At 71.3% G+C, this 24,485-nt stretch carries 18 protein-coding genes and 2 pseudogenes; 7 read left to right on the top strand and 13 right to left on the bottom strand.

Annotated features, from left to right (window positions below; genetic code table 11):
* Positions 1–285: 285 nt before the first annotated feature.
* On the top strand, positions 286–2,418 hold the full coding sequence (locus AB0Q96_RS23150; RefSeq protein ID WP_365328368.1) for a protein kinase: 2,133 nt from the start codon (positions 286–288) through the stop codon (positions 2,416–2,418).
* Between the two features lie 148 nt (positions 2,419–2,566).
* Here the strand turns inward: AB0Q96_RS23150 and AB0Q96_RS23145 are convergent.
* A pseudogene (locus AB0Q96_RS23145) lies at positions 2,567–2,901 on the bottom strand (restriction endonuclease); the annotation flags it as partial.
* 1,168 nt (positions 2,902–4,069) lie between these two features.
* Between AB0Q96_RS23145 and AB0Q96_RS23140 the strand changes: the two are divergent.
* The 3 genes from AB0Q96_RS23140 (at position 4,070) to AB0Q96_RS23130 (ending at position 6,864) form a co-directional block, all read left to right on the top strand.
* The gene (locus AB0Q96_RS23140) at positions 4,070–5,713 is read left to right on the top strand and encodes a peptidoglycan recognition family protein (RefSeq protein ID WP_365328366.1); all 1,644 of its coding nucleotides are present in this window, start codon (positions 4,070–4,072) and stop codon (positions 5,711–5,713) included.
* 479 nt (positions 5,714–6,192) lie between these two features.
* Positions 6,193–6,447, top strand: a complete 255-nt coding sequence (locus AB0Q96_RS23135; protein ID WP_365328364.1) for a hypothetical protein — start codon at positions 6,193–6,195, stop codon at positions 6,445–6,447.
* A gap of 270 nt (positions 6,448–6,717) precedes the next feature.
* Positions 6,718–6,864 (top strand): hypothetical protein, encoded by a 147-nt coding sequence (locus AB0Q96_RS23130; RefSeq protein ID WP_365328363.1) that lies wholly within the window; start codon positions 6,718–6,720, stop codon positions 6,862–6,864.
* Between the two features lie 136 nt (positions 6,865–7,000).
* Here AB0Q96_RS23130 and AB0Q96_RS23125 read toward each other — a convergent pair whose 3' ends face one another.
* From AB0Q96_RS23125 to AB0Q96_RS23115, 3 genes are all read right to left on the bottom strand, one after another.
* Positions 7,001–7,606 (bottom strand): GPP34 family phosphoprotein, encoded by a 606-nt coding sequence (locus AB0Q96_RS23125; RefSeq protein WP_365328361.1) that lies wholly within the window; start codon positions 7,604–7,606, stop codon positions 7,001–7,003.
* 343 nt (positions 7,607–7,949) lie between these two features.
* The gene (locus AB0Q96_RS23120) at positions 7,950–8,987 is read right to left on the bottom strand and encodes a hypothetical protein (RefSeq protein WP_365328359.1); all 1,038 of its coding nucleotides are present in this window, start codon (positions 8,985–8,987) and stop codon (positions 7,950–7,952) included.
* Between the two features lie 778 nt (positions 8,988–9,765).
* Entirely contained in the window at positions 9,766–10,287 is a 522-nt protein-coding gene (locus AB0Q96_RS23115; protein WP_365328357.1) for a deaminase domain-containing protein, read from the bottom strand.
* Between the two features lie 137 nt (positions 10,288–10,424).
* Between AB0Q96_RS23115 and AB0Q96_RS23110 the strand changes: the two genes are divergently transcribed.
* Positions 10,425–10,892 carry an NUDIX domain-containing protein gene (locus AB0Q96_RS23110; RefSeq protein WP_365328355.1) on the top strand — a complete coding sequence of 156 codons (468 nt, stop codon included), beginning with the start codon at positions 10,425–10,427 and terminating at the stop codon, positions 10,890–10,892.
* A gap of 57 nt (positions 10,893–10,949) precedes the next feature.
* On the opposite strand, the gene AB0Q96_RS23105 is transcribed toward AB0Q96_RS23110, so the two are convergent.
* The 7 genes from AB0Q96_RS23105 to AB0Q96_RS23075 form a co-directional block, all read right to left on the bottom strand.
* Positions 10,950–11,090: a hypothetical protein gene (locus AB0Q96_RS23105; RefSeq protein ID WP_365328353.1), complete on the bottom strand. Its 141-nt coding sequence runs from the start codon at positions 11,088–11,090 to the stop codon at positions 10,950–10,952.
* Positions 11,091–11,182: 92 nt separating this feature from the next.
* On the bottom strand, positions 11,183–12,382 hold the full coding sequence (locus AB0Q96_RS23100) for an alpha/beta hydrolase (protein WP_365328351.1): 1,200 nt from the start codon (positions 12,380–12,382) through the stop codon (positions 11,183–11,185).
* A 157-nt stretch (positions 12,383–12,539) separates the two neighbouring features.
* Entirely contained in the window at positions 12,540–13,355 is an 816-nt protein-coding gene (locus AB0Q96_RS23095; RefSeq protein WP_365328349.1) for a serine protease, read from the bottom strand.
* Positions 13,356–14,191: 836 nt separating this feature from the next.
* A complete protein-coding gene (locus tag AB0Q96_RS23090) occupies positions 14,192–15,082 on the bottom strand; it encodes an NAD-dependent protein deacetylase (protein ID WP_365328347.1) in 891 nt (296 codons plus the stop codon).
* Between the two features lie 541 nt (positions 15,083–15,623).
* Positions 15,624–16,844, bottom strand: a complete 1,221-nt coding sequence (locus AB0Q96_RS23085; protein ID WP_365328345.1) for a metallophosphoesterase — start codon at positions 16,842–16,844, stop codon at positions 15,624–15,626.
* A gap of 414 nt (positions 16,845–17,258) precedes the next feature.
* Positions 17,259–18,692: an MFS transporter gene (locus AB0Q96_RS23080; RefSeq protein ID WP_365328343.1), complete on the bottom strand. Its 1,434-nt coding sequence runs from the start codon at positions 18,690–18,692 to the stop codon at positions 17,259–17,261.
* Positions 18,689–19,147, bottom strand: coding sequence for a MarR family transcriptional regulator (locus tag AB0Q96_RS23075; RefSeq protein ID WP_365328341.1), 459 nt, complete (start codon positions 19,145–19,147; stop codon positions 18,689–18,691). The genes AB0Q96_RS23080 and AB0Q96_RS23075 overlap by 4 nt, the downstream gene beginning before the upstream one ends.
* A 109-nt stretch (positions 19,148–19,256) precedes the next feature.
* Between AB0Q96_RS23075 and AB0Q96_RS23070 the strand changes: the two genes are divergently transcribed.
* Positions 19,257–20,618, top strand: coding sequence for a glycosyl hydrolase family 28-related protein (locus AB0Q96_RS23070; RefSeq protein WP_365328339.1), 1,362 nt, complete (start codon positions 19,257–19,259; stop codon positions 20,616–20,618).
* Positions 20,619–21,162: 544 nt separating this feature from the next.
* Positions 21,163–21,732, top strand: coding sequence for an SMI1/KNR4 family protein (locus AB0Q96_RS23065; RefSeq protein ID WP_365328337.1), 570 nt, complete (start codon positions 21,163–21,165; stop codon positions 21,730–21,732).
* Positions 21,733–21,798: 66 nt separating this feature from the next.
* Here AB0Q96_RS23065 and AB0Q96_RS23060 read toward each other — a convergent pair.
* Positions 21,799–21,888 (bottom strand): annotated as a pseudogene (locus AB0Q96_RS23060) (IS5/IS1182 family transposase); the annotation flags it as partial.
* A 191-nt stretch (positions 21,889–22,079) separates the two neighbouring features.
* Positions 22,080–24,485, bottom strand: a 2,406-nt coding sequence (locus AB0Q96_RS23055; RefSeq protein WP_365328335.1) for a VCBS repeat-containing protein, incomplete at its 5' end; no start/stop codon positions are given.

The raw sequence follows: 24,485 nt of genomic DNA, 5'->3' as shown, positions 1-24,485 counted from the left end.
CCGTCCCGCAGTTCCGGGTCAGCGGCGGAAGCAACCTGTCACCGCCGCCCCGGAGCCGCAGGACGGCGTCCGGCTCCGAAGCCCTCCCTGCACCGAGCGCCAGGCCGATAGGACTCTCAGCGATCTCGGCGATCTCAGCGGCAGGCCTTCACCGTGTCCGTGTCCGTGTTCGTGTTCGTGTTCGTGCACGTCACTCCACGACACACCCCGTACCAACGGCCGACCGATCTGGAAAGAGGCCGTCTGACCCGTCGCCGTCGGGTAGTTGGGCTACCCTCCTTCCTCGTGGATCAGTTGACCGCCGAAGACCCGCCCTGCATAGGCCCGTACCGCCTCATCGCCCGCTTAGGCGCCGGCGGAATGGGCCGGGTCTACCTCGCCCGCTCCGAAGGCGGGCGAACTGTCGCGGTCAAGGTCGTGCAGGCCGAGTTCGCCCAGCACACCGAATTCCGGGCGAGGTTCGCGCGCGAGGTCACCGCCGCGAAGCGGGTCGGCGGGTCCTGGACCGCGGCCGTGCTCGACGCGGACACGGAGGCGGAGACGCCCTGGGTCGCCACCCAGTACGTTCCCGGACCCGATCTGCATGCCGTCGTGGCCGAGCAGCACGGACCGTTGCCCGAGCCGTCGGTGCGGGTCCTGGCGAACCGGCTCGCGCTCGCCCTGCGGGCCATCCACGAAGCGGGCCTCGTCCACCGCGACCTCAAGCCGTCGAACGTCCTGGTCACCGTGGACGGACCTCGGGTCATCGACTTCGGGATCGCCCGGGCGCTGGACAGCATCAGCGGGGACAGCCTGCAGACCCGTACGGGCATGGTGATCGGCTCACCTGGCTTCATGTCGCCGGAGCAGGTGCGCGGCCTCCACGTCACTCCCGCCTCCGATGTCTTCTGCCTGGGGTCGGTCCTCGCCTACGCCGCCACGGGGCGCCAGCCCTTCGGGGCGACCGGCAACGGGCTGCACGCCCAGCTGTTCCGGGTCGCCGAGGAGGAGCCGGACCTGGACGGGGTGCCCGAGGCGCTCCTCGGACTCGTACGGGAATGCCTGCAGAAGGACCCTGCACAGCGCCCCACACCGGAGCAGGTCGCCGCCCGCACCGCCACAGAAGGCACCGACGAATGGCTGCCAGGCGCGCTGCTCGGTCGGCTGGGGCGACACGCGGCACAGTTGCTGGACTTCGACCCGCTGCGGCCGCACACGGCCCTCGTGCCGGACCAGGACCCCACTCCGCCCGCGCCTGCCCGGCCCGCGCCCGCACCCCGGCCCGCGCAAGCGCCCCCCACACCTCAGCCCGTGCAAGCGCCCGCCACACCTCAGCCCGTGCAAGCGCCCGCCACACCCCGGCCCGCGCAAGCGCCCGCCACACCTCAGCCTGTGCAAACGCCCCCCGAGCCTCATCCGGTGCAAGCACCTGCCGCGTCCCCGTCGGACGCGCTCGCGTACGCGCCCACGGTGGGGCCGGGATACGACGAAACGGCCCGCTCGCACGTTCCGGCGCAGGCCCCGGACCGGCGGCGTCGCCCGGCCGTCGTGGCGGGGGCGGCAGCCGTCGCCGTGCTCGTCACCGTCGGCGGCCTGCTCGCGCTGCGCCCGTGGCAGGGCGGGACGGGGGAGTCACCGTCGCTGAGTGCGCCGAAGGCGTTGCAGGGAAGCTGGGAGGCGCCAATCGCCCTGAGGGACAGGGACGACCTCCGCATCGAGGGGGTGCTGGCGCGCCTGCTCGTCGACGCGAAGGGCACCGCCGAGTACTCCCTGCTGAACGAGGAGCGGCTGTGCGTCTGGGAAAGCACCATCACCCAGTCCAAGAGCGACGCGATCGCGCTCGGCACGAGCCGGCTGAAGAGGACGATCCCCAAGTCCGAGGCGGAGCATTGCGAGGACAACACCGATGACTACGGCTCCTCCGCCCCGGACGGTACGGGGGCGTTCGTAGCCGTATGGAACGGCGCGTTCGAGTGGGCCGACGACCCGGGCTTCTACGACCACCGAAACGACGGGACCACCTCCTACAGGCCCCAGATGTTCGAGAAGGTACCGCCCGCCAAGGGTGCGCTGCCCGAGAACTTCCGGGGCTCGTGGGGCGGCCGGGGAGAGGACGGCACCTACCGCTTCGAAGTCACGTTGGGCGATGGGGCGACGAAACGCGACATCCGTCTCGTGTCCATCAGCGTGATGGGGGAGAGGTGCGTGTACAAGGCGGAGGTGTTCTCCCAGGAGTCGGCCCGGCTCCGCACCGCGCCCGCGGAGCTCGCGGACAGCAAGCAGCCATCGGGCTGCGCCAAGAGCACCTCGGCTCTGACGTTCTGGGAGAGCGAGGAGAAGGGAAAACGGAAGCTGTCGACCGGGCCACTCCGCGGCGCCGACACACCTCTCTTCGAAGCCGGGCACTGGGTGGGAGAACTGACCGCCACGGGCTCCTGACGACCGCGCCATTTGCGCCCGCCTCCGCCTCCGCTACGTCACCCGGCGGCTGCTTCCGGCTCCTCTCCGGTTCCGCTTCTGCTCGACTTTCGGGTTCCGGCGGGAGAACGTCCCAGGGGGCCGGCGACTCCGACGCGGTCCACGTCTCGAGAGCGGGTCCGCCCACGCAGAGGATTCCGTACGAGGCGGCGTAGTCGAGGGCGGGTTCGGTGAACGGACTGGTTGTCACCAGGACCGCGACATCGGCCTCGTGCACGGTCCAGCAGGTGCCGCCGAAGCGCTGGGGGTCCGGCGAACCGACGCGGTGGTCCGGCGCGTACCGCTTGCACTGGAGCATGAGCCGCCGCCCGTCGGAGGTGGTCGCCAGTACGTCCGCGCCCAGATCGCCGGCACCTCCGTCCACTTCACGGATCCGCAGCCGCCGCGGGCACAGAGCGCTGCCACCGTGTGCTCGAACTCGTACGGATCCGCGGCGGCGTGATCCAAGGCATCCCCGTCCACGACGGGCGCCACAGCCGGCGCCCCCGCCGGCTCGGGTATCTCACTGCCACGGACCACTTCGGCCGACGCGCGACCCCGCCCCCGAACCCTCAGGACTGGCCACCGTCTCCCGCCCCCGTCGGCGACCGATCCCGCGAGTCCCACGGCGAGCACCATGTCACGCCCGACGACCGTCCCGCCCTCCTCGGCCGTGCCCCCCTCCCCGCCACCGCTCGCCGCCATGTGCGGCCCCCTTCCCCCGTTGGTGTGACGTCTCTTCCGAAGCGTGGTCCCGTCCCTGGGACTCCCGGGACGGGACCACGCTGTACCGCGTGCGTGCGGTCAGCGATTGAAGATGCCCATGACCTCTTCGCTGGGCCTCCAGGGTGCAGCCGCCCTTCTCCTCTGCGCGCCCCGGCTCCGTCAGCCGCTCCTCGCCCGTGGCGCGACCAGCCGACCCCTCCAGCGCGCTCTTGATCCGCCCACCCCTGGCGTGGGCCTTCTCCCTGCTGAACATGCGGACAACCGCCGCGAGGGGACGACAACGGCTGCGGAGCCCCCTGACCGCGGAATGGCTGCTGAAACGCTGTCTGGCACCACTGCCCGCGGGTCGCCCGCCTGGGCACCCGCTGCTGTGTGGCGGTTCCTCCACAGTGACGGGCCCACCCCGCCGATGAATGCTGCCTCGGACCGTCTCAGCTCCCCCAGGTACGGCCGCGAGAGTCCTTCCCGTGTCGACGGGCGCGGCAGTGCCTGGGCCTGGGCCTGGGCCTGGGATCGCTGCTCCGGTGCGGTGACGGGGCCGTGCGCGTTGGGCGTGTCGGGGGGACCAGACGGCCTCCGTCCCTTTCGCTGTGACGTCCGCGGCATTGGGCCCTGGACCGAACCACGACCGCCACAGCGAAATGGACATGGTGTGACCAGAAGACACGGGCGCCACGGCCGCCGCAGGTACGGCGCTGCCGGAGTGACGGTGGCCCTCATCTGGGGATGTGCCACCGCCGGGAACGCCCAGCCCTCCGATGCCGCACCCGGCGGCTTCGAGCGGGCGGCCGAGCAGGCGGCGGCAGAGTTCGGTGTGCCGAAGGAAGTACTCCTCGGCGTCAGCTACGAGTCCTCGTGGTGGGAGGCCAACGACGGCCGCCCCAGCACCAAGGGTGGCTATGGGCCCATGCACCTGACGGACACGACGTCCGGGAGAATGTACGCCCATCGCCCAGGCGAGGGGCCCGTGGACGCCACAGGCACCGACGACCCGTCCGAGCACACGTTGCAGGCCGCAGCCGCGATGATCGGCGTCGCGTCCCAGACTCTCAAGCGGGACGAGCTGCAGAACCTTCGAGGCGGCGCCGCACTGCTCGCCTCGTACCAACGTCAGGTCACCCATGAGACGTCACCCGACCCGGGCAGCTGGTACGGGGCTGTGGCGCGCTACAGCCAGGCCGCCGACACCGCCGCGGCGGAACGGTTCGCCGATGGCGTGTTCGCGGTGATCCGCTCCGGCAAGCAGAAGGTGCGCAAGGACGGCCAGAGGGTTTCCTTGACGAAGTCGCCGTCCGCCCGTCCGGCGAGGTCGCAGCTCGCGTCCCTGGGGCTGCGGACGTCGGCCGCTGCAGCGGTGCCGGAGTGCCCCGCCGAGCTGAAGTGCCGGTTCGCGCCCGCTGCCGCCTCGAACTACCAGGTATCCACACGGGACTCGAACGGCATGGATGTCGACTTCATCGTTATCCATGACCTCGAAGGGTCGTACGACGGGGGCATCAGCTGGTTCCAGGACCCCGTCAGCGGGGTTTCCGCGCATTACGTGATGAAGGCCGACGGCAGTGCGGCGACGCAGATGGTCGCCACCAAGGACATCGCCTTCCATGCCGGGAACTACTGGATGAACCTGCACGGCATCGGTATCGAGATGGAGGGGTACGCCGCCCAGGGGCCCACCTGGTTCACTCCGGCCCAGTACAAGGCGACTGCCGCGCTGGTGGGCTATCTGGCACGACGCTTCGACGTGCCGCTGGACCGCCGGCACATCATCGGCCACGACAACGTCCTTCCGCCCAGGCCGGCCCGCGCGCCGGACGCACACTGGGACCCCGGCCCGTACTGGGACTGGGAGAGGTTCATGGCTCTCCTCGACGCCGATCAGCGTCAGGAGCGCGAGGCCGAGGGAGGCGCGACGGGCAGGAACGTCGGCGTCGGACAGGCGGTCATGATCGCCCCGACGTTCGGCAAGAACGCGCAGAAGGTGACGGTGTGTTCTCCGACGTGCCGGTCCTCGACACAGCCGTCGAACCTTCTCTACGTGCACACGGAGCCCCGCGCCGACGCTCCGCTCGTCTCCGACCTCGCCCTCCGCCCGGACGGGTCGGCGGGAAGCGACCGCATCGACGACTGGGGGTCCACCGTGGTGTGGGGGCAGGAGTTCGTGGTCGCCGACATGCGAGGGGACTGGACGGCCATCTGGTTCGGTGGGCAGAAGGGATGGATCCACAACCCGGCGGGGGTGAACACCCGCCCCGCCCCGAACGCGCGGATCGTCCGTCCCGCGAGCGGGGCGAAGGTTTCGGTCTACACGACGGCCTACCCTCGGACGGGCGAGTACCCCCAGGGGCTGCCGGCATCGGCACAAACGCGGTTCGACATGTACGGGTTCCCCCAGGGCCAGGCGTACGTGGCCGCTCGCACTTCGGTCGGCGCCGACGACTTCTTCCCGGCCACACCCACGCGCCCGGAGGCCGTGGTCACCGGCGACCAGAGGTACGACGTGATCCAGTACAACCGGCGCCTGGCCACGGTGAACACCGCGGAGACAGGCTGATGGCCCCGGGCCGGCCGTATTGATCACGAGCGTGGTCAACGGTGCCGGGTTTTGATCATGGCGAAGACCTCCGGTGTGGTGGAGACGTCCAGGCTCCACACCACGCACGGAGGTCTTCCTGTCCCATCGTCATGCCCGTCCGACCGTTCAGTTCGAGCAGGCCCCGGACAACCCCGCATCCGTCCGTCATGTGTGCGGAGATCCGAGTGCGCGTGACAGCTTTCGCTGACCGGCTCCGACCTGCCGCTTCGTCGTCGCTGTAGCGTGGTGCGGACCCGCGTCGTCCGCTGCCGTGCCGCTACGCCTCTCGCCGACCCCACTCGTGTTGGCCAGTGAGGGAACGGAAGCATGGTGCGCGGTCGTCCGCGCAGCACGCACACGTGACGATCAGTGCGGAGTACTCCAAGGGGGACCGCCTGACGGACTGTGAGGCGGTTGCCGTCCGGTCGGGGTCCCGCGGGAGAGGGTGAGGGGAGAGCATGGTGACCGTCCTGGCAGGGGGTCAGGTAATCCACGGCGCGGTGGCAGGGCTGTTGTCCGCCGGTGACGATCCGGCTCCGGGGGAGAACCCCGGTGGGTACGGCCTCGCGGGGTTGATCATCGAAGTCCTGGAACGGGTGGGTTGGACCGCCGGCATAGGTCTGCTGGGTGTGCTGGTCACCCTCGCCGGGGCCACGTGGGCGTGGCGCCGGGAGTCGAAGGTCACCGGCGAGGAGAGGCGCCGCACGCCCTAAGGCTGCGCCGCCCTCCACGGCGCGGATGCGGCCGGCCCTGTATCCGCGTCGGGCGGCAGACGAGCGACAACCAGTACCACCGCCCCGCCCCCCGTAGAGACCTTCGCCCGTGCCCTGCACCGCGCTTCCCTCCTCGCCGACTCCAAGGAGGACCTGACGCGCGCAGCGAAGGTCGTCGACCGGGCGCTGCGGCTGCGGGACGAGCGGCCCGCATCTGTATCTGTGTAGTGCTGCGTCTTCTCGTGCTGCGTGCTGCGTGCTGTGTGCTGCGTGCGGCGTGCTGACGTCGCCGCTAGTCCCGGCGACGAGGAAGCCGCGACCTCCGCGCTCGCCGCGGCCACCGCAGTTCACCTCGCCACGGAGGAACAGCAGTCCGTAGGCGACGACCTCGAGTGCCTCACGCACCTGCTGGACTGAGGGCTGGAAACATGCTGGGCACAGCCACTTGCCAAGGACTGCGACGAGCACGCTCATCCCATGGCGGACGGCGAGCTCGTCGTATCTCGTCGCCACGGCCGGTCCAAGCCGGACCGGACCCGGCCCACGCCCTCTCTCACGGCCCCCGCCAGAGGTTGGCGAAGGCCGAGTTCTCGATGGTCCGCCGCTGGCGTACGGCCTCCAGCTCCATGACCGCGTCGTGCGCGGCGGCGACCACGACCGTGACCGCCTCGTCGTCGGGACCCGGCGCGTCGTCGGACGGGTCGCCGCCGATGCCCACGACCGAGGCGAGGGCCGCCAGGACGGGTTCCTGCCGCTCCCAGCGGTCGACCGCCCCGCGGCGGGCCGGCGTATCGACCGGTTCCATGCGGCGCGCACCGAACGACAGGCGGCCGCTGCGTGCCGGGATCAGCTCACCGTTGCTCTCCAACGCGGCCTGGTAGACGGCCGCGAGACCTTCTCCGCGGCGCCACAGCCAGTCTTCGACACGCTCGTACGGTGTCTGTCGGGCGAGCCTCTCCGACGCCTCGCCCAGGAGCCGGTCGTCGAAGGCCGACGGCGCACCGGGCACGACACGGTCGCCGTCCAAGGTGACGGCCCCGGCGCCGAGGAGGTCGATCAGTTCGGCTCCCGCGAGCGCGAGGGACAGGTCTCCCTGCCCGACGGCGGGCTCCTGCCCGGGGTCCATCGCGATGATGAACAGGTCTTTCGCCATGGTCATGAACGGCTCCCCTCGAAGGCATCGACGAAGCCGCGCCCGGCCTCTGCCGGCGATGGAGCCGGCACGGCGGTGAGACGCTGCCCCTACCAGTATCGTCCGGGCCAGCCGCTCCCGGCACGGTTTCGGCCGCAGCGCGATCAAAGGGTGAGCAACCTGGACCGGGGCGCTCCGCGCGCAGGGCGGGAAACGCCCTCTCGCGCCGGCTCACGGATGCTCCGCTGAGCAAGGCCGAATCGGGAGGACCCTGGTCACTCGGCCCGCCCCTGTCCACGTCGGCCCAACCCCGCACCGCCTCCATCCCCCCCCGGCAGAGCGATGTCGCCCCTCGACGAGACGTTCTGCTTCAGCATGATGCGTGCCACGTGGTGCGCCACGGTGCGGTGGACAGGACCAGGCTCTCGGCGATGTCCCGGTTGGCGCGGCGTTGGACGACGAGCAGGGCCACGTCCTCCTCGCGCGGGGACAACCGGTCGCCGTAGCCGAGGCGGCCCCGGCGGTGGGGGGTGACGATGGCGTGGCGCCGCAGCAGCCGTCGGCAGCGGGCGACGTCCCAGCGCGCGCCCAGCTCCTGGTACACCCCGACCACATCCTGGACGGCCCGGGCCTCGGCCTCACGGTGGAGGCCGAGCAGGCCGCGTCCCCGGGCCTCCGCCGCGCGGGCGGCGTCGAGGGGGCGGCCGAGCGTCTGCCACCTGAACAGGCCGACAGCCTCGCACGGCCGGTCCACGGCCTGCGCGAGCAGCGCCGTGCATATGGTCAGGGCCGTCCGTGCGGCGGGCGCGTCGACGTTCGCGGACCCGGCCGCGAAGTCGGCGACGAGTCGCCGGGCGCGCGCCGTACGGCCACTGCCGAGAAGTGCCTCCACGGCCACGGGCAGCACCACTGGGTACGGGCGAGTCGGCACAGTACGTCCTCCACGGCCTCGCACGCCTGCCCGGGCCGCCCCGCCTCCAGATGCTCCAGATGTACGCGGGCGGTGGCGGCGGCCGACGAGGTGAGGACGAAGCCACACATGGAGCGAGACCAGTCCGCGTACCAGCGTCGCCTCGGCGGTCAGGTCGGGTATCTCCTGGTAGAGCCGGGCGGTGTGGTCGGCGGCCGCGTGCAGGCCGTCCCAGTGGCCGCCGTGCCAGGCGAGGACCAGGTCGGCCGTCTGGGCAGGCCCTTTCAGATACGGGCTGTTGGTGTCGGCGAGCCCGGCGACGGCCCGGTCGAGGAAGTCCCGTGCCCGCGCGCCGTACCCGAGCGCGCTGGACGCGTGCGCCAGGTTGGTCCAGCCCTTGGTCCATCCCCGGGCGTGGTGCGCGGCCGCCATCGCTGATTCGACCGGCCCGAGCAGCGCCTCCGCGGCGTGCCAGGCGCGCGGGTCGCCCGCGACCATCAGGGCGGTGGCCCGGTTGGCGGTGATGGCGCCCCGGGCGACCGGATCAGTGACGTGCCGCGCGAGCGTCTCGCCGCGGTCCAGCCAGTGTCGGTGCCGGTCGACGGGCCAGCCCTGGACGGAGGGGATGGCGGCGGCCGCCTGGCGCGCGCGGCGGTCTGTGGGCCGGACGCCTCCAGGTCGGGAATGGCGCGCGCGACCTCTTCGAGGCTGTCGAGCGCCCTCCGGTCTGGTGGCGCAGGAGCACGCTCAGGTGCAGGCGCATCTCGCCGCGCAGGCGCGGCGGCGGGTCGTCCTCGTCGAGGACCGTGCGCACGACGGCGACCACCTGTGCGCCGCTCCGGGCCAGTTGGGCCGTACGGGCCAGTTTCGCGGCGCTGCGGCCCCGTCCGCCGGCCCGCGGACCCTCGACGACGGTCCGGTGTACAGGCGGGCGGCGGTGGCGCAGTCGCCGGTTGCCGCCGCGCGATCGGCGCCCACCATCAGGCACCGCAGACCTTCACGGACGCGCCCGCCGGCCGTGTACAGCCGGGCGAGGCCGACCAGGGGCAGGGGGCCGTCCCCGGCGCGGTGCAGGATCCGTTCCGCGCGCACGCTGAGCCGCGCCACCCGTGGCCCCGGCACCCGCGCCAGCGCGGCTCGACGGTCCAGGGCGCCCATCAGAAGCTGGAACGCCCCGCGCTGATGGCCGGACGTCGAAAGGGCCAGACCGGCCAGACCGGCCCCGTTCGCCGCAAAGCCGATCAGGTCGTGGTCCTCGGCCGGCGCGGGGCGCTCGTCAGCGCAGCACCTTGCGCCAGTTGCCGTTGAACTCCACCGCGTCCTCGTAGCCGTAGGAGCCGTGGAGATCCCCTCCCGCGGGTTCGAGGGCCAGGAGGGGACGACCGCGTCCGTCCGTCTTGCGGTAGGTCACCACGCAGGAGGCGAGCATCGGGTAGTCCTGCAGGAACTGTTTGAGGATCGCCCGGCACGAGTGGCAGGGGCCCTTGTCGGAGTAGAGGTCGATACTGCCCCCGGTGACCTGTGCCAGGATCTCGGCCAAGTAGCGTTCGTCGTCGCAGCCGAGCCGCTCGAGGATCGCGTTGGCCAGGATGTTCACGGTCCGCTTCTCCGGATCACTGTCGTGCCGGTACTCGCCCGCGAGTCTGCCCTTCGGCTCGGGCAGCCCGTGGTAATAGGTGCTCTCGACCACGGTGCTGCCCGACGTGCGCTTGATGGTTCCGACGAGGTCGGGGCCTGCCGTGAAGGAGATCCGGTACGTCAGGATCGCCTGGTTCTCGTAAGCGGCTGCCGTGGTCACGCGTACTCCGTTCATGGGCGAGGTGTGCGGTGAAGTAACCGTGACACGCACCAATGAATGTGTGATAAACGGGCAGTTGAGGATGCCGCGGCCGCGGCTCCCACGGGTGAGCAGGGGTCTGGGCGGGAGGCGCGAGGGTGAGTTTTCGGCTGGCGGCGTATGCGGTGTGTGTCGAAGACGGCCGGGTGTTGCTCGCCCGCCAGGCGCCACGGAGTGGGAACAGCACCTGGACTCTTCCTGGCGGCCGGGTAGAGCACGGCGAAGATCCGTTCGATGCGGTGATCCGGGAAGTCGCCGAGGAGACGGGCTGCATGGCGGTGGTGGATCGTCTGCTCGGTGTGGACTCGCGGGTCATTCCCGCGGCCGAGGCTCGCGCGGGCGTAGAGCATCAGAACGTCGGTGTCTTCTACCGCGTCCGCATCACCGGCGGCCGCCTCCGGCCCGAGCCGAACGGCGAGGTTGCCGAATCGGTCTGGACCAGGATCCCCGACATCGCCTGCTTGCGTCGGTCGTCGCTGGTCGACATCGGCCTCTCCCTGGCCCAGGCCCTCCCGGCAACCGGCCACATCGAACCCGTTCCGGTCGGCGGCCTGATCCAGCACTAGGCATCGTCCAGTCCTGGCCTCAGGACGCCGTTCGAGTCCCCGAGGAGTGACGGAGATCTAGACCGGTTCCGAAGCGTGCGCGCTGTCGCCTGACTTCAGGACCTCGCCGGGGACGCCGACCTCGACGAGACGGCGTACCCCGGACATCGAGGCGCCGGGCGCGCCCGCGCCGCCCGGCCACAGCGGATGCCTTCTCATGGAGGGCAGTCGTCTACCGCCCCTCGTCGAGGAACGCTCCTCCATGCTGCTCTCCCGGATTCCGCCCCGGGACCTCCTCCTCGACTCGCAGCTCAGAACCGCCGGCCATCGCCGATGTACTGGCGGAAGAAGCCCTCGGCGTAGGCCGCGACGCCCCGACGCTGCTCCGCTTCGGTCAGCTGGGGCGCGTAGGCGGAGCCACCGGGTTCGGTGCACTGGCCCGGCCGGTCGGCGTCGTGTGCGGCATCGTCGCGGGCGGCGACCTCTCCGCTCCGCGGCGACCACTCCGTGTTGAAGTAGTTGTGGTTCGCACCGGGTATCGCCAGCTGGTGGAAGCCGGCGGTGCTCCGGGCGGTGGCCTCGGCGGCGAAGGAGAATGCCTCGGTACCGACCTGGCCGTCGCAGGTCCCGCGCAGCACGGCCACAGGGGTCTTCGTGATCTCGTACGCGGTCATGTCCTCGGTCATGACGTTGTAAGCGGGGGCCAGTGCCAGGACAGCTTTGACCTTGACTCCGGTGGGCCACTGGTCCTTGTGGCGGTCGGCCGCCTGCCAGGTCACACCCGCGCCACCACGTGAGTGGCCCATGGTGCCGACCCTGTTCAGGTCGACGCGGTCCCGGAAGTCGACGCGCCGCGGTTGGCCCGTAGCCGCGTCGCGGAACGCGCCGACGAGGCCGCCACGGCCCGAGGCGGCCAGTCGCTGCCACAGGGCCAGGTGCCTGTTGATCAGGTCGGCCCGGGCGGAGGCGTTCTCGTCTCCCCACACCGAGGAAGCGTTGATGCCGTTGGCGCGGATGGACACCACGACGAAGCCACGCCGGGCCAGTTCCTCGCCGAGATAGTCGTAGCCCCGGTCGTTGGCGATCGGACGGGTTCCGGGGGCGCAGGGCCAACTGAACAGCTTCCGGCTCGCGGCTTCGTACGCCTCCCAGTCCTGGGCGAGTTCGGCGGCTGTCCGAGCCTCGGCCGCCGCCCGGTCCGCGCAGGTCTCGTGCCAGCCGTGGAGCAGGACGACGAGGGGCAGCGGCGTGGTGCCGAGATCCGTCGGATAGTGCACGGTGCCGGCGATCTCGACCGGTTCCCCGGTTCCCGGCAGCCGGTAGGCCTGGTCGCCGAGGTCGTAGGTGACGGCGGAGACGCCCCGCGGGCCCCGGGCGGCGTCGGAGGAGGCGGCGGTCGCGGGGCTTGCCACCAGGGCCTGCGGTACGAGAAGGGCCACCGTGGACGCGGCGAGAGCGAGGGTTCGCATCGGGCGGCGGCGGGCGGCGGCGGTGGTGTCGTCGTGGTTCAAGACTCGGTCTCCATGAGCGGTGAACGGCGTACGGCGTGCGGGGCGCCGGGAGCGGCTCCCGCCGCCCCGCACGTGGCTTCACTTCGACGGACGTCCGACCGGGCCTGGGGTTGCGTCGTGTCCCGCTGAATCCGTGACGCGGGTCAGGAGACGTGGCTCAGGAGACGTGCCTCAGGGTCTCGCGGATCCAGTCGGCGTACGCGGTCACGTTGACGTAGAGACCGGGCCCGGCCGAGCAGGCCACCCCCGGGGCGCCGGGTCCCGACGTGGCCCCGACGAGCTCCCACCGTCCGTTCCTGCCCTTCTGGAGCTGCGGTCCGCCGGAGTCTCCGAAGCACGCCATGGCCTGGGGGACCCTGCTGATCGTGCACAGCCGGTTCCGGTCCGCGTAGCCGGGAGCGCACTCGCGGGCGGCGCCCCTGCGCGTGTCGAGCTCCTGCAGGCGCTCGGCGAACGCGAACTCGGTGTCGACGGTGGTGCCGAATCCCAGGATGCGCGTGGGGGTCCCGGGCTGTCCGGCCCGCTCCGCGATCCTGACGGGCTTCTCGGAGACCGGGCGGTCGAGACGGACCAGCGCGATGTCGTGCTGGTTGGCTGCCTTCCCACCACCACTCACGAAGCCCGGGTGGATCACCGTCCGCTCGATGGCCCGGACGGTTCCCCCCGACTTCCTGGCCTCGCTGCCGATCCTGACGGTGCCGTCCAGCACCAGACCCTCCCCCGTGACGCAGTGGGCCGCCGTCAGTACCCACCGGGGATCGATCAGCGACGCCCCGCAGTTGCCGTCGTACAGCCCCTGGGTCGGGGCCGATTCGGGGATCGACGCCATGAACGGATAACGCTCGGTGGAATCGGTTCCGTTCACGATCGCTCCGGCGCTGCCCGCCATCAGGGTGGCGCAGGTGGCGACGGCGAGCACGCCGACCGCGGTGGTACGCGCCGCGCGCCGGCCGGCCGCCTTCAAGCTGAACACAGATGGTTTCCCTTCCTCATGCACCTGGTGTGCCTGACCGACCCTGCCGGTCAGAGCTCCGCCGGACCATCCGGCCAGCGGGCGCGAAGAAGGTGGGGACGCCCCCCGGAGAAAGCCGGAGGTGTACCCCAGCGAGATCCCGGGTCCCCGCAGACGAAGATCGTCTAGATGTCGTCCCGCTTGGCGTGGTGGCTCGTTGTCCAAGGCATGACGAGCCTGGTCGAGGCGGGATGGTGCCTGAGGCCCTCGGTGTGCGTCGTGGTCGCTCACCGGCACGGCGACACCGTCACCCCATAGGGCAGGACCCGCGGCGTCACACGTCACGTCGACGCCGAAGTCCGGTCACGGGCGCCCGGCGGACTTCGGCGGGAGACTGTGACGGGGATGTCTCGTACGCCGGTGCCGTTGGCGCAGAGAGCCTTGAGCGCGAGGAAGGACAGGTCCGGGGCCCACCGCGTGGACGTGCGGGTGAAGCGTCCGTCGTGCGGGTGAAGCGTCCGTCGGTCGTCGTGCCGACGAAGTATCCCGCGTCGTCGATCAGGTCCGCGCCGGCCGCGATACGGCCCTCGGGATACGCCAGCGTGTGCGTCACGAGGCCCGAGCTCGCCGCGCCGGGCGGGACGTCCGCGGCCTGGCCCGCGCCCAGTGCGATCGTCCCGCCCGTCCCCGGTGCAAGCGGGGACCCGCGGGCGGCGGAGTCCGTGGAAACGGGCGAAGGCCAGCGGCTCCTGCGGGCAGCAGGGCAGCACCCGCCAGGTCTCGCTCCCTCCCACGGCCCGCGCCGACGCAGCGTTCTTGAGCGGTGGGCGTGTGCTCGACAGGGCCGGGTCGTACCGCTAGTCCGTGTCGGCCGGGACCCCGAGCAGCTCCGCCACCGCGGTGAGGGTCGCCCCCAGGGGGAGGGCGACCCGGGTGACCGCGTGGGTGTCCCCGCGGGTCGGGTCGCGGTTGACGATCAGTACCGGCTTTCCGGCCTCGGCGGCCTGCCGGACGAAGCGGAGCCCCGACATCACCGTCAGTGAGGAGCCGAGGACCAGCAGTGAGGCGGCCTCGCGGACCAGCCGGCGGCAGTGCTCGACGCGCTCCGGCGGAACGTTCTCCCCGAAGAACACCACGTCGGGTTTGAGGATCCCGCCGCAGCTCTCGCAGGGCAGCACGCGGAAGTCCGCGGCCTGCTCGTCGGTGAGGTCGGCGTCGCCGTCCGGGTTGATCCCGGCGGCGACGGGTGCGAAGCCCGGGTTGGCCTCCAGCAGGCGTCGGGCCAGCTCGCGGCGCGGGCTGCGGGCGCCGCACGAGAGGCACACGACCCGGTCCAGGCTGCCGTGCAGCTCCACTACCCCGTCGCTGCCTGCGGCCTGGTGCAGGTTGTCCACGTTCTGCGTGATGACGCCCGAAAGCATGCCGCGGCGGCCGAACGCGGCGACGGCCCGGTGCCCGGCGTTGGGACGGGCCCGGCCGAAGGTACGCCAGCCGAGATGGCTGCGCGCCCAGTACCGGCGCCGGGCGCTCGCAGCGGCGAGGAAGGCCTGATAGGTCATCGGGGTGTGCCGGCGCAGGCTGCCGCCCTCGCCCCGGTAGTCGGGGATCCCCGATTCCGTGGAGATCCCCGCACCGCTCAGCACCAGCACCCCGCCTCGACCGAGAGCGTCGGCGATCGGCCGCGGATCGGTGGTGCCCGGCGGCAGATCGGCGGGCGGAGTCCAGGTGAGCGTGGGGCGCATACGCATGCTGCCAGGGTACGGACACCGAACCCGGAACACCGTTACCCGCCTCGCCGGAGCACGGCCCCGGTCCGACCCAGGAGGTGCGGATGCACCCGGCCCCGCGCTGGGTGGTCGCGCGCCGGATGGCCCCGCGCGGAGGAACCGCCGGCCGTCCGCTGCCGCCGGGGCACAAGGCAGGCCGTACCCGACCGCGGGTGACGTCGAGCCGGGTCTGCCTCGGGCACGGAGGCGTTCGGAGACGCCCGGAGACGCCCGGAGACGCCCGGCTCACGGTCGTCCGGCGAGCCGTGGCCGTGCCGCGGCACGACCTGCTCGCCACCCGCGCGGAGGCCGCGCGGACCTCGGCCCGGCGTACCAGGTGTCCACCACCGAACCGACCCCCTCCTCGTACGCCGGCCGGGAGCCCTAGCGGGCAGGGAGCCCGCGCTCCGCCCCTCCACCCGCCGCCGACGCGAAGGACAGCGGGGTCGGCCCGTCGGACTCTTGCAGTAGTGCAGTACCCGCCGCCCACCACCGCCGCCTCCGAAGCCTCGGTCAGTGCTGCTCAGGAAGAGGCGGGCCGCTGCGGGGAGCGGAGGACGAGCAAGGTGATCTCGCTCGGGGCGAAGACGCGGAACGGAGGGCCCCAGAATCCGGTGCCGCGGCTGGTGTAGAGAAGCGTGCGAGCGCCGTGGCGGCTGAGGCCGGCGACGGTCGGCTGGTCGATGCGGACCAGGTAGTGGAAGGGCCAGATCTGGCCGCCGTGGGTGTGGCCGGAGAGCTGGAGGTCGATGCCGTGGTCGGCCGCCCGGTCGACGAACTTGGGCTGGTGGGCGAGGAGGAGGACGGGCAGGTCGGGGTCGGTGCCTTGAAGGGCCCCGGTGAGGTGGGCCCGGTGGCCTTCCAGCCCGGAGGACTCGGCCGTGACGTCGTCGACGCCCGCGACCACGAGGGTGTCACCGCCGCGTTCGAGCAGCAGGTGCCGGTTGCGCAGCGGCTCCCAGCCCAGCTCGTCCATCAGGTCGACCCAGCCCTGAGCCTCGCTGTAGTACTCGTGGTTCCCCGTGACGTAGACACGGGCGCGCGTCGCCTTCACCGTGCCCAGCGGGGCCGCCTGGGCCCGACGGCGTTCCGCGGTGCCGTCCGCGATGTCGCCGGTGTGGCAGACGAGATCGGCTTCCAGGCTGTTCACCGTCTCACAGACCCGTTCCGACCAGCGGGCGCGGTCGAGCGGACCGTAGTGGGTGTCGGTGATCAGAGCGACACGTGTGCCGTCCAGTCCGGCCCCCAGGCGCGGGAGCGTCACGTCGATGCGCCGCACGCGTGGCACGCGCCTGGCCTCGGCGTAACCCCATGCGAGCAGGACGGCCGTCACCCCGAGGACGGCCCAGGTGACGATACGTGCCCGGTCCTGGCCGTCGCCGACACCGGCCACGGCCAGGGCGAGCCGAAGCAGGACACCGAGCAGCACGGACCAGGTGAACAGGACCCAGGCACCGCCCAGCAGCGCGGCGCCGACGATCGCCGCCCGGTCCTGCTGGCGCCGCCCGTGGCCACGCATCATCGCCAGCGGCATCCCGATCAGGCCCAGGACGAACAGCACGGTGCCGCTCAGTGTCACGGGAACCGGCCAGCGCTGACCGGCGTGGAGAAGAACCCAGCACGGCACGGCCCACAGCAGGAGGGGGGCTGCCAAGGGGATGTAGCGCATCAGGCGCTGCAGGGGGCTCCGCGACGCCCTCGGCGCCTCACCAGCGGCGGATTCGGTGGTGCGGGTCTCGGTCATGGGTCCCCTTCAGAGGCTCTGCCCGGCGGATCCTGAGGAGCGGATGGCCGGGTGCCGGCCGCGACAGGACCGTCGTCCCGGCCATCGATGAGTGGCCCCACATGAACTGCCGCCGGCGCCCGGCTTCCGTTCCAGCTCCCTTGCCGGAACTCTTGCACCACCCATTGTCCGCCTCGACGGCCCTGACCCCGTCGACCGGCCCCGCCCGCCCTGGTCCCCGATGGGAACGAGACGTGCCCGGACGGCCGTGCCTCACGGTGCCTGCGTCGGTCACCCGGTCCCCTCCGGCACCGCCAACGGCACGCCGATCACGGTGTGGACGTGCACGGGAGCGGACGTCCAGCGCTGGAAGTACGAGAACGGTCTGATCGTCCACAAGGCGAGCGGCCATCAGGGCCGGCCCGCTCCAGGGACTTACGGGCTGGTCCCGGACGCGCCTCGGCGGGCGAGGGTGAGGCTGGTGACCGTCGTGATCGCCATGGCGCCGACGCCGACCAGCGCCGCGGTGGTGTAGGCGCTGTCGTCGGGGTAGAGACGACCGGGGCCGGTGCCCGCGGCGAGGACCAGGCCGCCGACGGCGCTGCCCAAGGCATACCCGACGCTGCGGACGACGTAGTTGAAGCTCATGGCGCTCGACGTCTCGCTCTTGGGGGTGACGGCCAGGATGACGCCGGGCATCGCGGCGGAGAAGCCGCCGACGCCGAAGCCGAGCACGCCCATCGCGGCGAACAGTTCGGCCGGGTTCGAGCGGGCCGCCGCGAACAGGGCGAACCCGCCGCCGACCACGACGGCGCTGCCGGCCAGCAGCAGGGGGCCGGTGATGCGCGCCCGGACCCGCGGCGTGAGCTTCCCGGCGACGAACCCCAGCACCGAGAACGGGATGAGGACCAGTCCGGCGACGAAGGTCGTCAGCCCGAAGCCGTAGCCGGCGCCGTGTGGCGTCTGCGCGTACCGGGTGACGAGGGTGAGCAGGAGGTACATGCCGATCCCGCCGACGAACATGGCGAGGTTCGCCCCGGCGACCGCCGGGTGCCGCACCGCCCGTACGTCGACCAGGGGCGTCGCGCTGCGCAGCTCGACGACGGCCCAGGCGCAGAGCAGCAGCACCGCGACGAAGGCGAGGCCCGCCGCCACGGCGAGGTGCCGGCTCCACAGATCCCGCTCGCCGGCGAGGAACAGCACAAGGAGCAGTGCGGCGGCCAGGAGGACCGCGCCCGGCACGTCCACGTGGGCGGAGCGGCCTTCGGGGGCGTGGGGCATGGAGTGCCAGGCGGTCAGGAGGGCGGCGGCGGTGACGACCAGGCCGAGGCCGTAGGCGGCCCGCGGTCCGCCGAGTTCGGCGAGCAGCGCGGCCAGCGGGTAGCCGACGCCGGCTCCGATGATCGAGACCACCGAGATCAGGGCGATCACGGCCGCGCCGCGCTCCTCGGGGAGGTGGTCCCGGGCCACGCCCATCATCAGCGCCGTCAGCCCGAGCCCGACGCCCTGGGCGGCCCTGCCGACCAGCAGCCACGCGAACGGCAGCGGCAGCACGGTGAGCGCGCTGCCGGCGACGACGACCGCCAGCGTGGCGAGGATCGTGGCCCGCCGGTACGGGCCCGCTCCGAGCCGGCCCAGGACCGGCGTGGCGACGGCGCCGCTGAGCAGCGCGATGGTCAGCGTCCACTGCGCGCTGCCGAGCGAGACGTGGAACGAGGTCGCCACGCTGGTGATGAGCGGCGTCCCGAGGCTGGCGACCGCCGCCACGACCAGAGCGATGAACATCAGGGCGGGTACCAGCAGTCGCGTCTCGGAGCGCGGCACCGGGCACGGCTCGACCGCGGCCCCGCCGACCGGCTGCACGGTCACCGCTTCGGCCCTTCGCGGTCCCGGCTTTCGAGCTCTGCCAGATGCTTCAGCGCCGGAAGGGCCGCCACGAGCGCCTCGACCTCCTCACCGGTGAGCTCGCCGATCAGCAGCTCGAACGCGTGGACGCCGGCCTGGCGCCGCGTCCGGACGTAGGAGGCACCGGCCTCGGTCAGGCACACCAGCGTGACCCGCCTGTCGGACGCGTCGCCCTGCCGCTCGACCAGGCCGGACTCCTCCAGTACCCGGACCAGGGCGGTCATCGCGGGCTGGCTGACGCCCTCGACCGCGGCCAGGTCGGTGATGCGCCGCGGGCCGGTCCGGTCCAGGGTGGCCAGGGTGGCGGCGGACGTCAGGCTCATGTCCCGGGGCAGGCGTCTCGTTGCTCTGGTGGCCAGGGTGTAGAGGGCTGCCCCGACGGCGGCGGACGCGCCAGGAGTGGCGTCTTGACGACTCATGCACGAAGCATAGCAGTTTTATATTCATCGCTTATGTAAGTGGGAGGCTGTGCGGGCCCGCCGGGATGGCAAGATCATCCGTGTTGTCCGTCATTTCAAGGGGGAGACCATGACCGAACAGCCGAAGGCTCGCCGTGCGTTGCTGACGGGAGCGGTGGCAGGGCTGACAGGCAGTGTGCTGATATCCGGCGGCGGTACGGCTACAGCGGCGGCCACGGCCGCCGGAACGCCGGATCGGTTCGACGTCAAGGGCCACGGCGCGGTCGGAGACGGCTCCGCCGACGACACCGCCGCCGTCCAGCGCGCTCTTGACGCGGCGGCCGCGGCCGGCGGCGGCACCGTGTACTTCCCCGCGGGGAAGTACCTGGTCAAGCCCGCGGGCGGGACTCCTGCTCTGGCCGTGAAGGCCGACGGCATCCGTCTGGCCGGTGCCGGGGCGAAGGCATCCATGCTGGTCAAGGGGGGTGACGGCATCCTGCTGCGGATGTCCGGCACGGGAGCGGCCTACTCCACCGGATCCACCCACCGCCGCTACTGCTCCGTGGAGAACCTCGGCTTCAACGGCAACGGCAAGACCGGCCTGCTGCTGGAGCTCTACTACAACAACAACTCGTACTTCCGCGACGTCTTCATGACCTCGAACAAGGACATGTGCATCGACGCCGTGGAGTTCTGGGACTCCCGCTTCTACAACCTGGTCATCGAGGAATGCACAGGCACCGCCGCCAGCACGACCCAGCCCAACATCTGGCTGCGCAACGCCTCCTCCGCGACCGACGGCGCCTGGGGCCACAGCAAGGACAACATCAACCAGATCCACTTCATCGGCTGCCGCCTTGAGGCCTTCGGCACCGGTGCGTTGTGGATCGGCCAAGGCGCCGTCACCACCAACAACCCCAACGGCGTCTACATCACCGACTGCAAGTTCGAGACCTCCCGCATGCAGGGCGGCCCGCACCTGAAGACCGACGCAGGCTGCAGGCACATCTACGCCACCAATATCTACTGCTACGCCGGTGACTTCGCGCCGGGCACCCCGGCCACCGCGCGGAACATCATCAGCTGGGCGGCGAGTTCCAGCGCGCTGGAGAACGTGGTCATCGCCAACCGGGACAAGCCAACCGTCAACGCGGGCGTCGCACTCTACTCGGGCCCGGGCTCCACCGCCGTGCTGCGCAACGTCGTCGGGATGTACGCCACCGCGCCCACCGGCACCCACATCTACTACGAGCAGTCCTCGACCGGCGACTTCCGGGTCGAGAACAGCTACGGCACTCTCGGCGCCCAGGCGACCGGAACCATTCCCGTCAAGAACGCCCCGAACCCGCCCCTGCGGCTGGTGCCCGGCCCGGTGACCGACGCCTCCTTCACCCATCAGCCCCTGGACGGCACCATGGCCGTGGACTCTGCGAACAAACGGCTCTACGTCCGGGTCGGCGGCCAGTGGCTCTGGTCAGCGCTCAACGCGTAACCACCGCGTCCAGCTGCGGTGATTCCTCCCTGGGCGTCCGGAGCCTGCTGCCTGCACCTGCGTACGAATGGTCCCGCCGACCGTTTCGTCGTCGAAGGCGGAGTGGTCTGCTCCCCAGCCCGTGTTGGTCCCGTCCTTCGTCGCGTGTGGGTGGGTCGTATCTTGTGTTCGGCTCCCTTTACGGCGGCGAGGCAGCCGCCGTGTGCTGTTCACGGCGGGCCGCGCAGCCGGCCACCACCTGCTCGACGCGGGCGGCGAACTGCGCCGCCTCGGCCTCGGCGCGCTTTCGTCGCTGCGCCGCTCCACAGCCAACCCGTCTGGCCGCCGCTCTCTTCCACCTGCTGCCGTCCGCCGTGCCGTCCGCCGCGGCCGTGCTGTCGTCGCCGCGCCACTGCGCCGACCGGTAGTGGGCGGAGGGCGATCACGGGGAGGGATGGAACACACGCTCGAAGTACCATCCCTGCAAGGTTCTCCGGTCGGCACTTCTCAACCTCCGCAGTGACGTGGCCGGACGGAGACATCCCGGTAGAGAGGGCAGAGGGCGATGAGTGTGGCTGAGAGCTGGTCGCGTGTGATGAGTCTCCTTCGGGAGCACGCGCCGGCCGATCACGCGGATCTGCCGGGGCCCGCTACGGAGCAGATGCTCGCGGCAGCCGAAGAGCGGATGGGGGTCTCCCTGCATGGGGACCTGCGGACGTGGCTGTTGCAGAACAATCTGGATCTGCCGGAGGAAGATTTCGACGACGACGTGATGTGCTGCGGCTTCGACGGCTTTCCCGACGAGGGAAGCTTCTTTCTGGGGACCCGGGCGATGCAGAGGCTTTACGCGAACCGCTCCACGTCCTGCGGATTCGACCCTCCGGACCAGCCGGACTACCCGTTCTGGCGTAACGAGTGGATCCCGTTCCTGTCGGACCAGGACGGCTGGAGGGGAAAGTTCATCGATGTGCGGGACGGGCGCGTCGGCAGCTGGTTCGTGGGTGACCCCACGGTTACGGGCGAATACGCATCGATGGCGCAGTACTTCGACTCCGTGGCGGAGACGCTGACGAGGATCGCCGATGGAAGCTCCCCGGTCTGTCGGTTCACCGAAGGTCGACTTGTCTGGTCGTGAGACGGTTCTCAACTGGATCACGGCCATGGCCAAGCCGCCCTCACCCTGGAACGGCAATGAGGCTCCTCAGCGTTGACGTTCCGGGGCCAGGATGGCTGCGGCGATGACGGTCCTCCGGTTGGGGTCGCAGCGGGCCCGGCGGAGGATCTGCCAGGACAGCGGTGCTTCTGGGGGAAGCCGGCCCGGGTCAAGGACATCGTCCTGTAGAGCGAGCGCATGCAGAATGCCCTAGGTCGCACGGGAACGGGATGAGCCCCCGGCGCCTCGTGGGCGCCGGGGGCTCATCCGCGTGGAACGGGACCGGTCAGTGCTCGGTGCTCAGCGACCGCTGAGCACCGAGGCGCCGGTCATCCGAAGGACTTGATACCGCGCCAGTCCACCGAGAGCACCGTCTTGACGGCGGCGTTCGTGTTGGTGGCGGACGGGTAGTAGACCTTGATGTTGCCGGTGTCGGCGTAGCGGACCCACAGGTCGGGGATCCGGTCGCCGTTGACGTCGGGGATGGCGATGATCGCGGAGATGTTGGCCGTCGTCCAGTTGGACCCGTACGTGGTGTCGGAGCCCTGACGGGAGTTGCCGGCCAGCTTCAGCGACTCGATGTCCACGCTGCCGGCGACCGGGCCGGGCTTGCCGTGGCGGATGTAGATCGTGCCGGAGTCGAGGCTGCGCCACAGCAGGTCGGGCGCTCCGTCGAGGTCGATGTCGGCGATGTTGACGATCTCACGCGGGCCCCAGGCGGTGCCCTCCATCAGCGTCGCGCTCTGGAAGGTCGCCCCGGTGTAGCCGGAGAGCAGCCAGAACTGGGTGCCGACCTTGACGGCGACGTCGGTGAGCTTGTCGCCGGTGATGTCGCCGATCGCCTTCATCGACACCCAGGTGCTGGGGGCCGGGGTGTTGGCGGGGAGGCGGATCGCCAGGCGGTCGTCGACGTTGAAGGTGCCGTAGCCGTCGCCCGGGTAGAGGTAGAACGTGCCGTCGGGGTCCACGGCGAACAGGTCGGTGGAGCCGTCGCCGGGGTAGACGTCGGCGTAGTGGCTGATCAGCGCGGCCTTGGTGCCGTTCCACCACGGGGCCTTCGGCGCGAGGACCGGCTTGCCGTCGGCTCCCATCGTGTAGGAGCCGGTGAGGCCTCCGTACAGCTCGCCGCCCTGGGTTCCCGGGTAGGAGAACAGGTTGCCGTTGGCGTCGATGAGCATCAGGTCGGCGATGCCGTCGCCACCGACGTCACCCGGTCCGTCCGCTGCGTCCCGCGGGGGCACGTAGGTGGCGTAGTCGGTGCGGGCACTGACGTTGCCGAGCGCGTCGAGCGCGAACAGGTGCATCCAGTTCGGGCCGGCGTGCGGGGGCGTGAGGTTGGTCAGCGTGTAGGCGCCGTTGGTGGCGGTGACGTCCGTGTAGGACATGCCCTCCCAGCCCCAGCGGAACTTCGCCGCACCGGGGGAGGTGATGGTCATGTTGCCGGTGCCGCCGAACTTCACGCTCGCCCAGGTCGCGCCGTCGGCGGTGGCCCGCTTGAACGGGGTGGTGTCCTCGTCGACGGTGGGCGGCGGCGGGGCCGAACCGTCGACGGTGAGGGCACAGTTCTCGGTGGTGTTCGGCGGGAAGTACGAGGAGGCGGCGCCGGCGGCGTCCTCCGCGCGCACGGCCCAGTAGTAGGTGGCCTTGTCCTCGAGGGAGGTCGCCGGGATCGTCGTGGAGGCCCACCCGCCGCTCGGGGTGACCAGGGTGCCGGCGGGGACGGCGGCGCCGGCCTTCCAGAACTTGAACCGCAGACCGGTGAGGTTGCCGTCGTTGTCGGTGGCGTAGGCCTTCAGGACGATGTTGGTCTTGCCGACCGTGACACCGGCACCCGGGCCGACCACGCAGGCGCCACCGGGGGTGGAGGTGCCGCTGGTCGGCTCGTTCGGCGGAGTGTTGAAGTCCACCTCGAACGTCGCCGACGTCGCGCGGAACTTGCGCCAGGTCTGCGTGTCCGACTCGCTCGTCGCCCGCATGCCGAAGGTGATGTTCGACCAGCCGCCGGTGGCAGCCTGCTGCGCCGCGGCGACGACGGCGGAGTTGTTGAACGTCTCGTAGTCGTCCGGGCAGGACGTCGACCAGCCGTGCGCGAAGGACTTCGACTGCAGGTGCGTCGTCCAGGACGGCTGCGCGTTCCACGTCGTACCCGAGGAGATCGCCCCGGTGAAATAGAACTTGAACTCACGCGCGGTGCAGGACCACGAGTGGTTGTTCTGCACCTTGAAGGCCGCCGAGGTGACGGTGGCGCCCTTCATCTTGGCGTCGAAGCCCATGCGCCAGAAGGAGCGGCCCAGACCGCCGGTGTCCGACTCGTAGCCCACGCGGGCGTCGGAGGTGCCGGAGGAGAAGTTGGTGCCGTTGTAGAAGCTGGAGTTCGGGTACGGACGGTACGCCGTGGTCCACGCCTGCCAGCCCGAGTTCATCGTCGGGTCGACGAAGACGGGGAACGTGACGTTCTTGTCGTCGAGCAGCTTGGTCGCGGCGACGTTCAGCGCGAGACGCGCGGTCCCGGTCTTGTCACCGTCGAGCTGGACGGGCAGCTGGGCGGACTTGGCACCGGGCTCGATGCCGGTCAGCCCGGACAGCTTGAGCACGTCGGCGGGCGTGGCCGTGGCGGTGCGGTTCGGGGTGCCGGCGGGGAGCTCGGGGTCGCGGCCGCTGGAGTCCCAGGCGAAGGGGGTCGGGATGGAGCCGACCTCCTTGCCGGCCTTGTCGAGGACGAGGACGCGGTTGGC

It is taken from the genome of Streptomyces sp. NPDC093111 (genome assembly GCF_040683955.1).
Lineage (GTDB): Bacteria > Actinomycetota > Actinomycetes > Streptomycetales > Streptomycetaceae > Streptomyces.
Note: the sequence above shows the minus strand (reverse complement) of the source record. Positions and strands in the feature narration are given on the sequence as shown.

Bases quoted from the DNA above. Each gene is read 5' to 3' on its own strand.
- AB0Q96_RS23140 (WP_365328366.1), top strand. From the start codon at position 4,070: ATGCACCTGACGGACACGACGTCCGGGAGAATGTACGCCCATCGCCCA.
- AB0Q96_RS23135 (WP_365328364.1), top strand. From the start codon at position 6,193: ATGGTGACCGTCCTGGCAGGGGGTCAGGTAATCCACGGCGCGGTGGCA.
- AB0Q96_RS23125 (WP_365328361.1), bottom strand. From the start codon at position 7,606: ATGACCATGGCGAAAGACCTGTTCATCATCGCGATGGACCCCGGGCAG.
- AB0Q96_RS23120 (WP_365328359.1), bottom strand. From the start codon at position 8,987: ATGGTCGCGGGCGACCCGCGCGCCTGGCACGCCGCGGAGGCGCTGCTC.
- AB0Q96_RS23105 (WP_365328353.1), bottom strand. From the start codon at position 11,090: ATGAGAAGGCATCCGCTGTGGCCGGGCGGCGCGGGCGCGCCCGGCGCC.
- AB0Q96_RS23090 (WP_365328347.1), bottom strand. From the start codon at position 15,082: ATGCGTATGCGCCCCACGCTCACCTGGACTCCGCCCGCCGATCTGCCG.
- AB0Q96_RS23085 (WP_365328345.1), bottom strand. From the start codon at position 16,844: ATGACCGAGACCCGCACCACCGAATCCGCCGCTGGTGAGGCGCCGAGG.
- AB0Q96_RS23075 (WP_365328341.1), bottom strand. From the start codon at position 19,147: ATGAGTCGTCAAGACGCCACTCCTGGCGCGTCCGCCGCCGTCGGGGCA.
- AB0Q96_RS23070 (WP_365328339.1), top strand. From the start codon at position 19,257: ATGACCGAACAGCCGAAGGCTCGCCGTGCGTTGCTGACGGGAGCGGTG.
- AB0Q96_RS23065 (WP_365328337.1), top strand. From the start codon at position 21,163: ATGAGTGTGGCTGAGAGCTGGTCGCGTGTGATGAGTCTCCTTCGGGAG.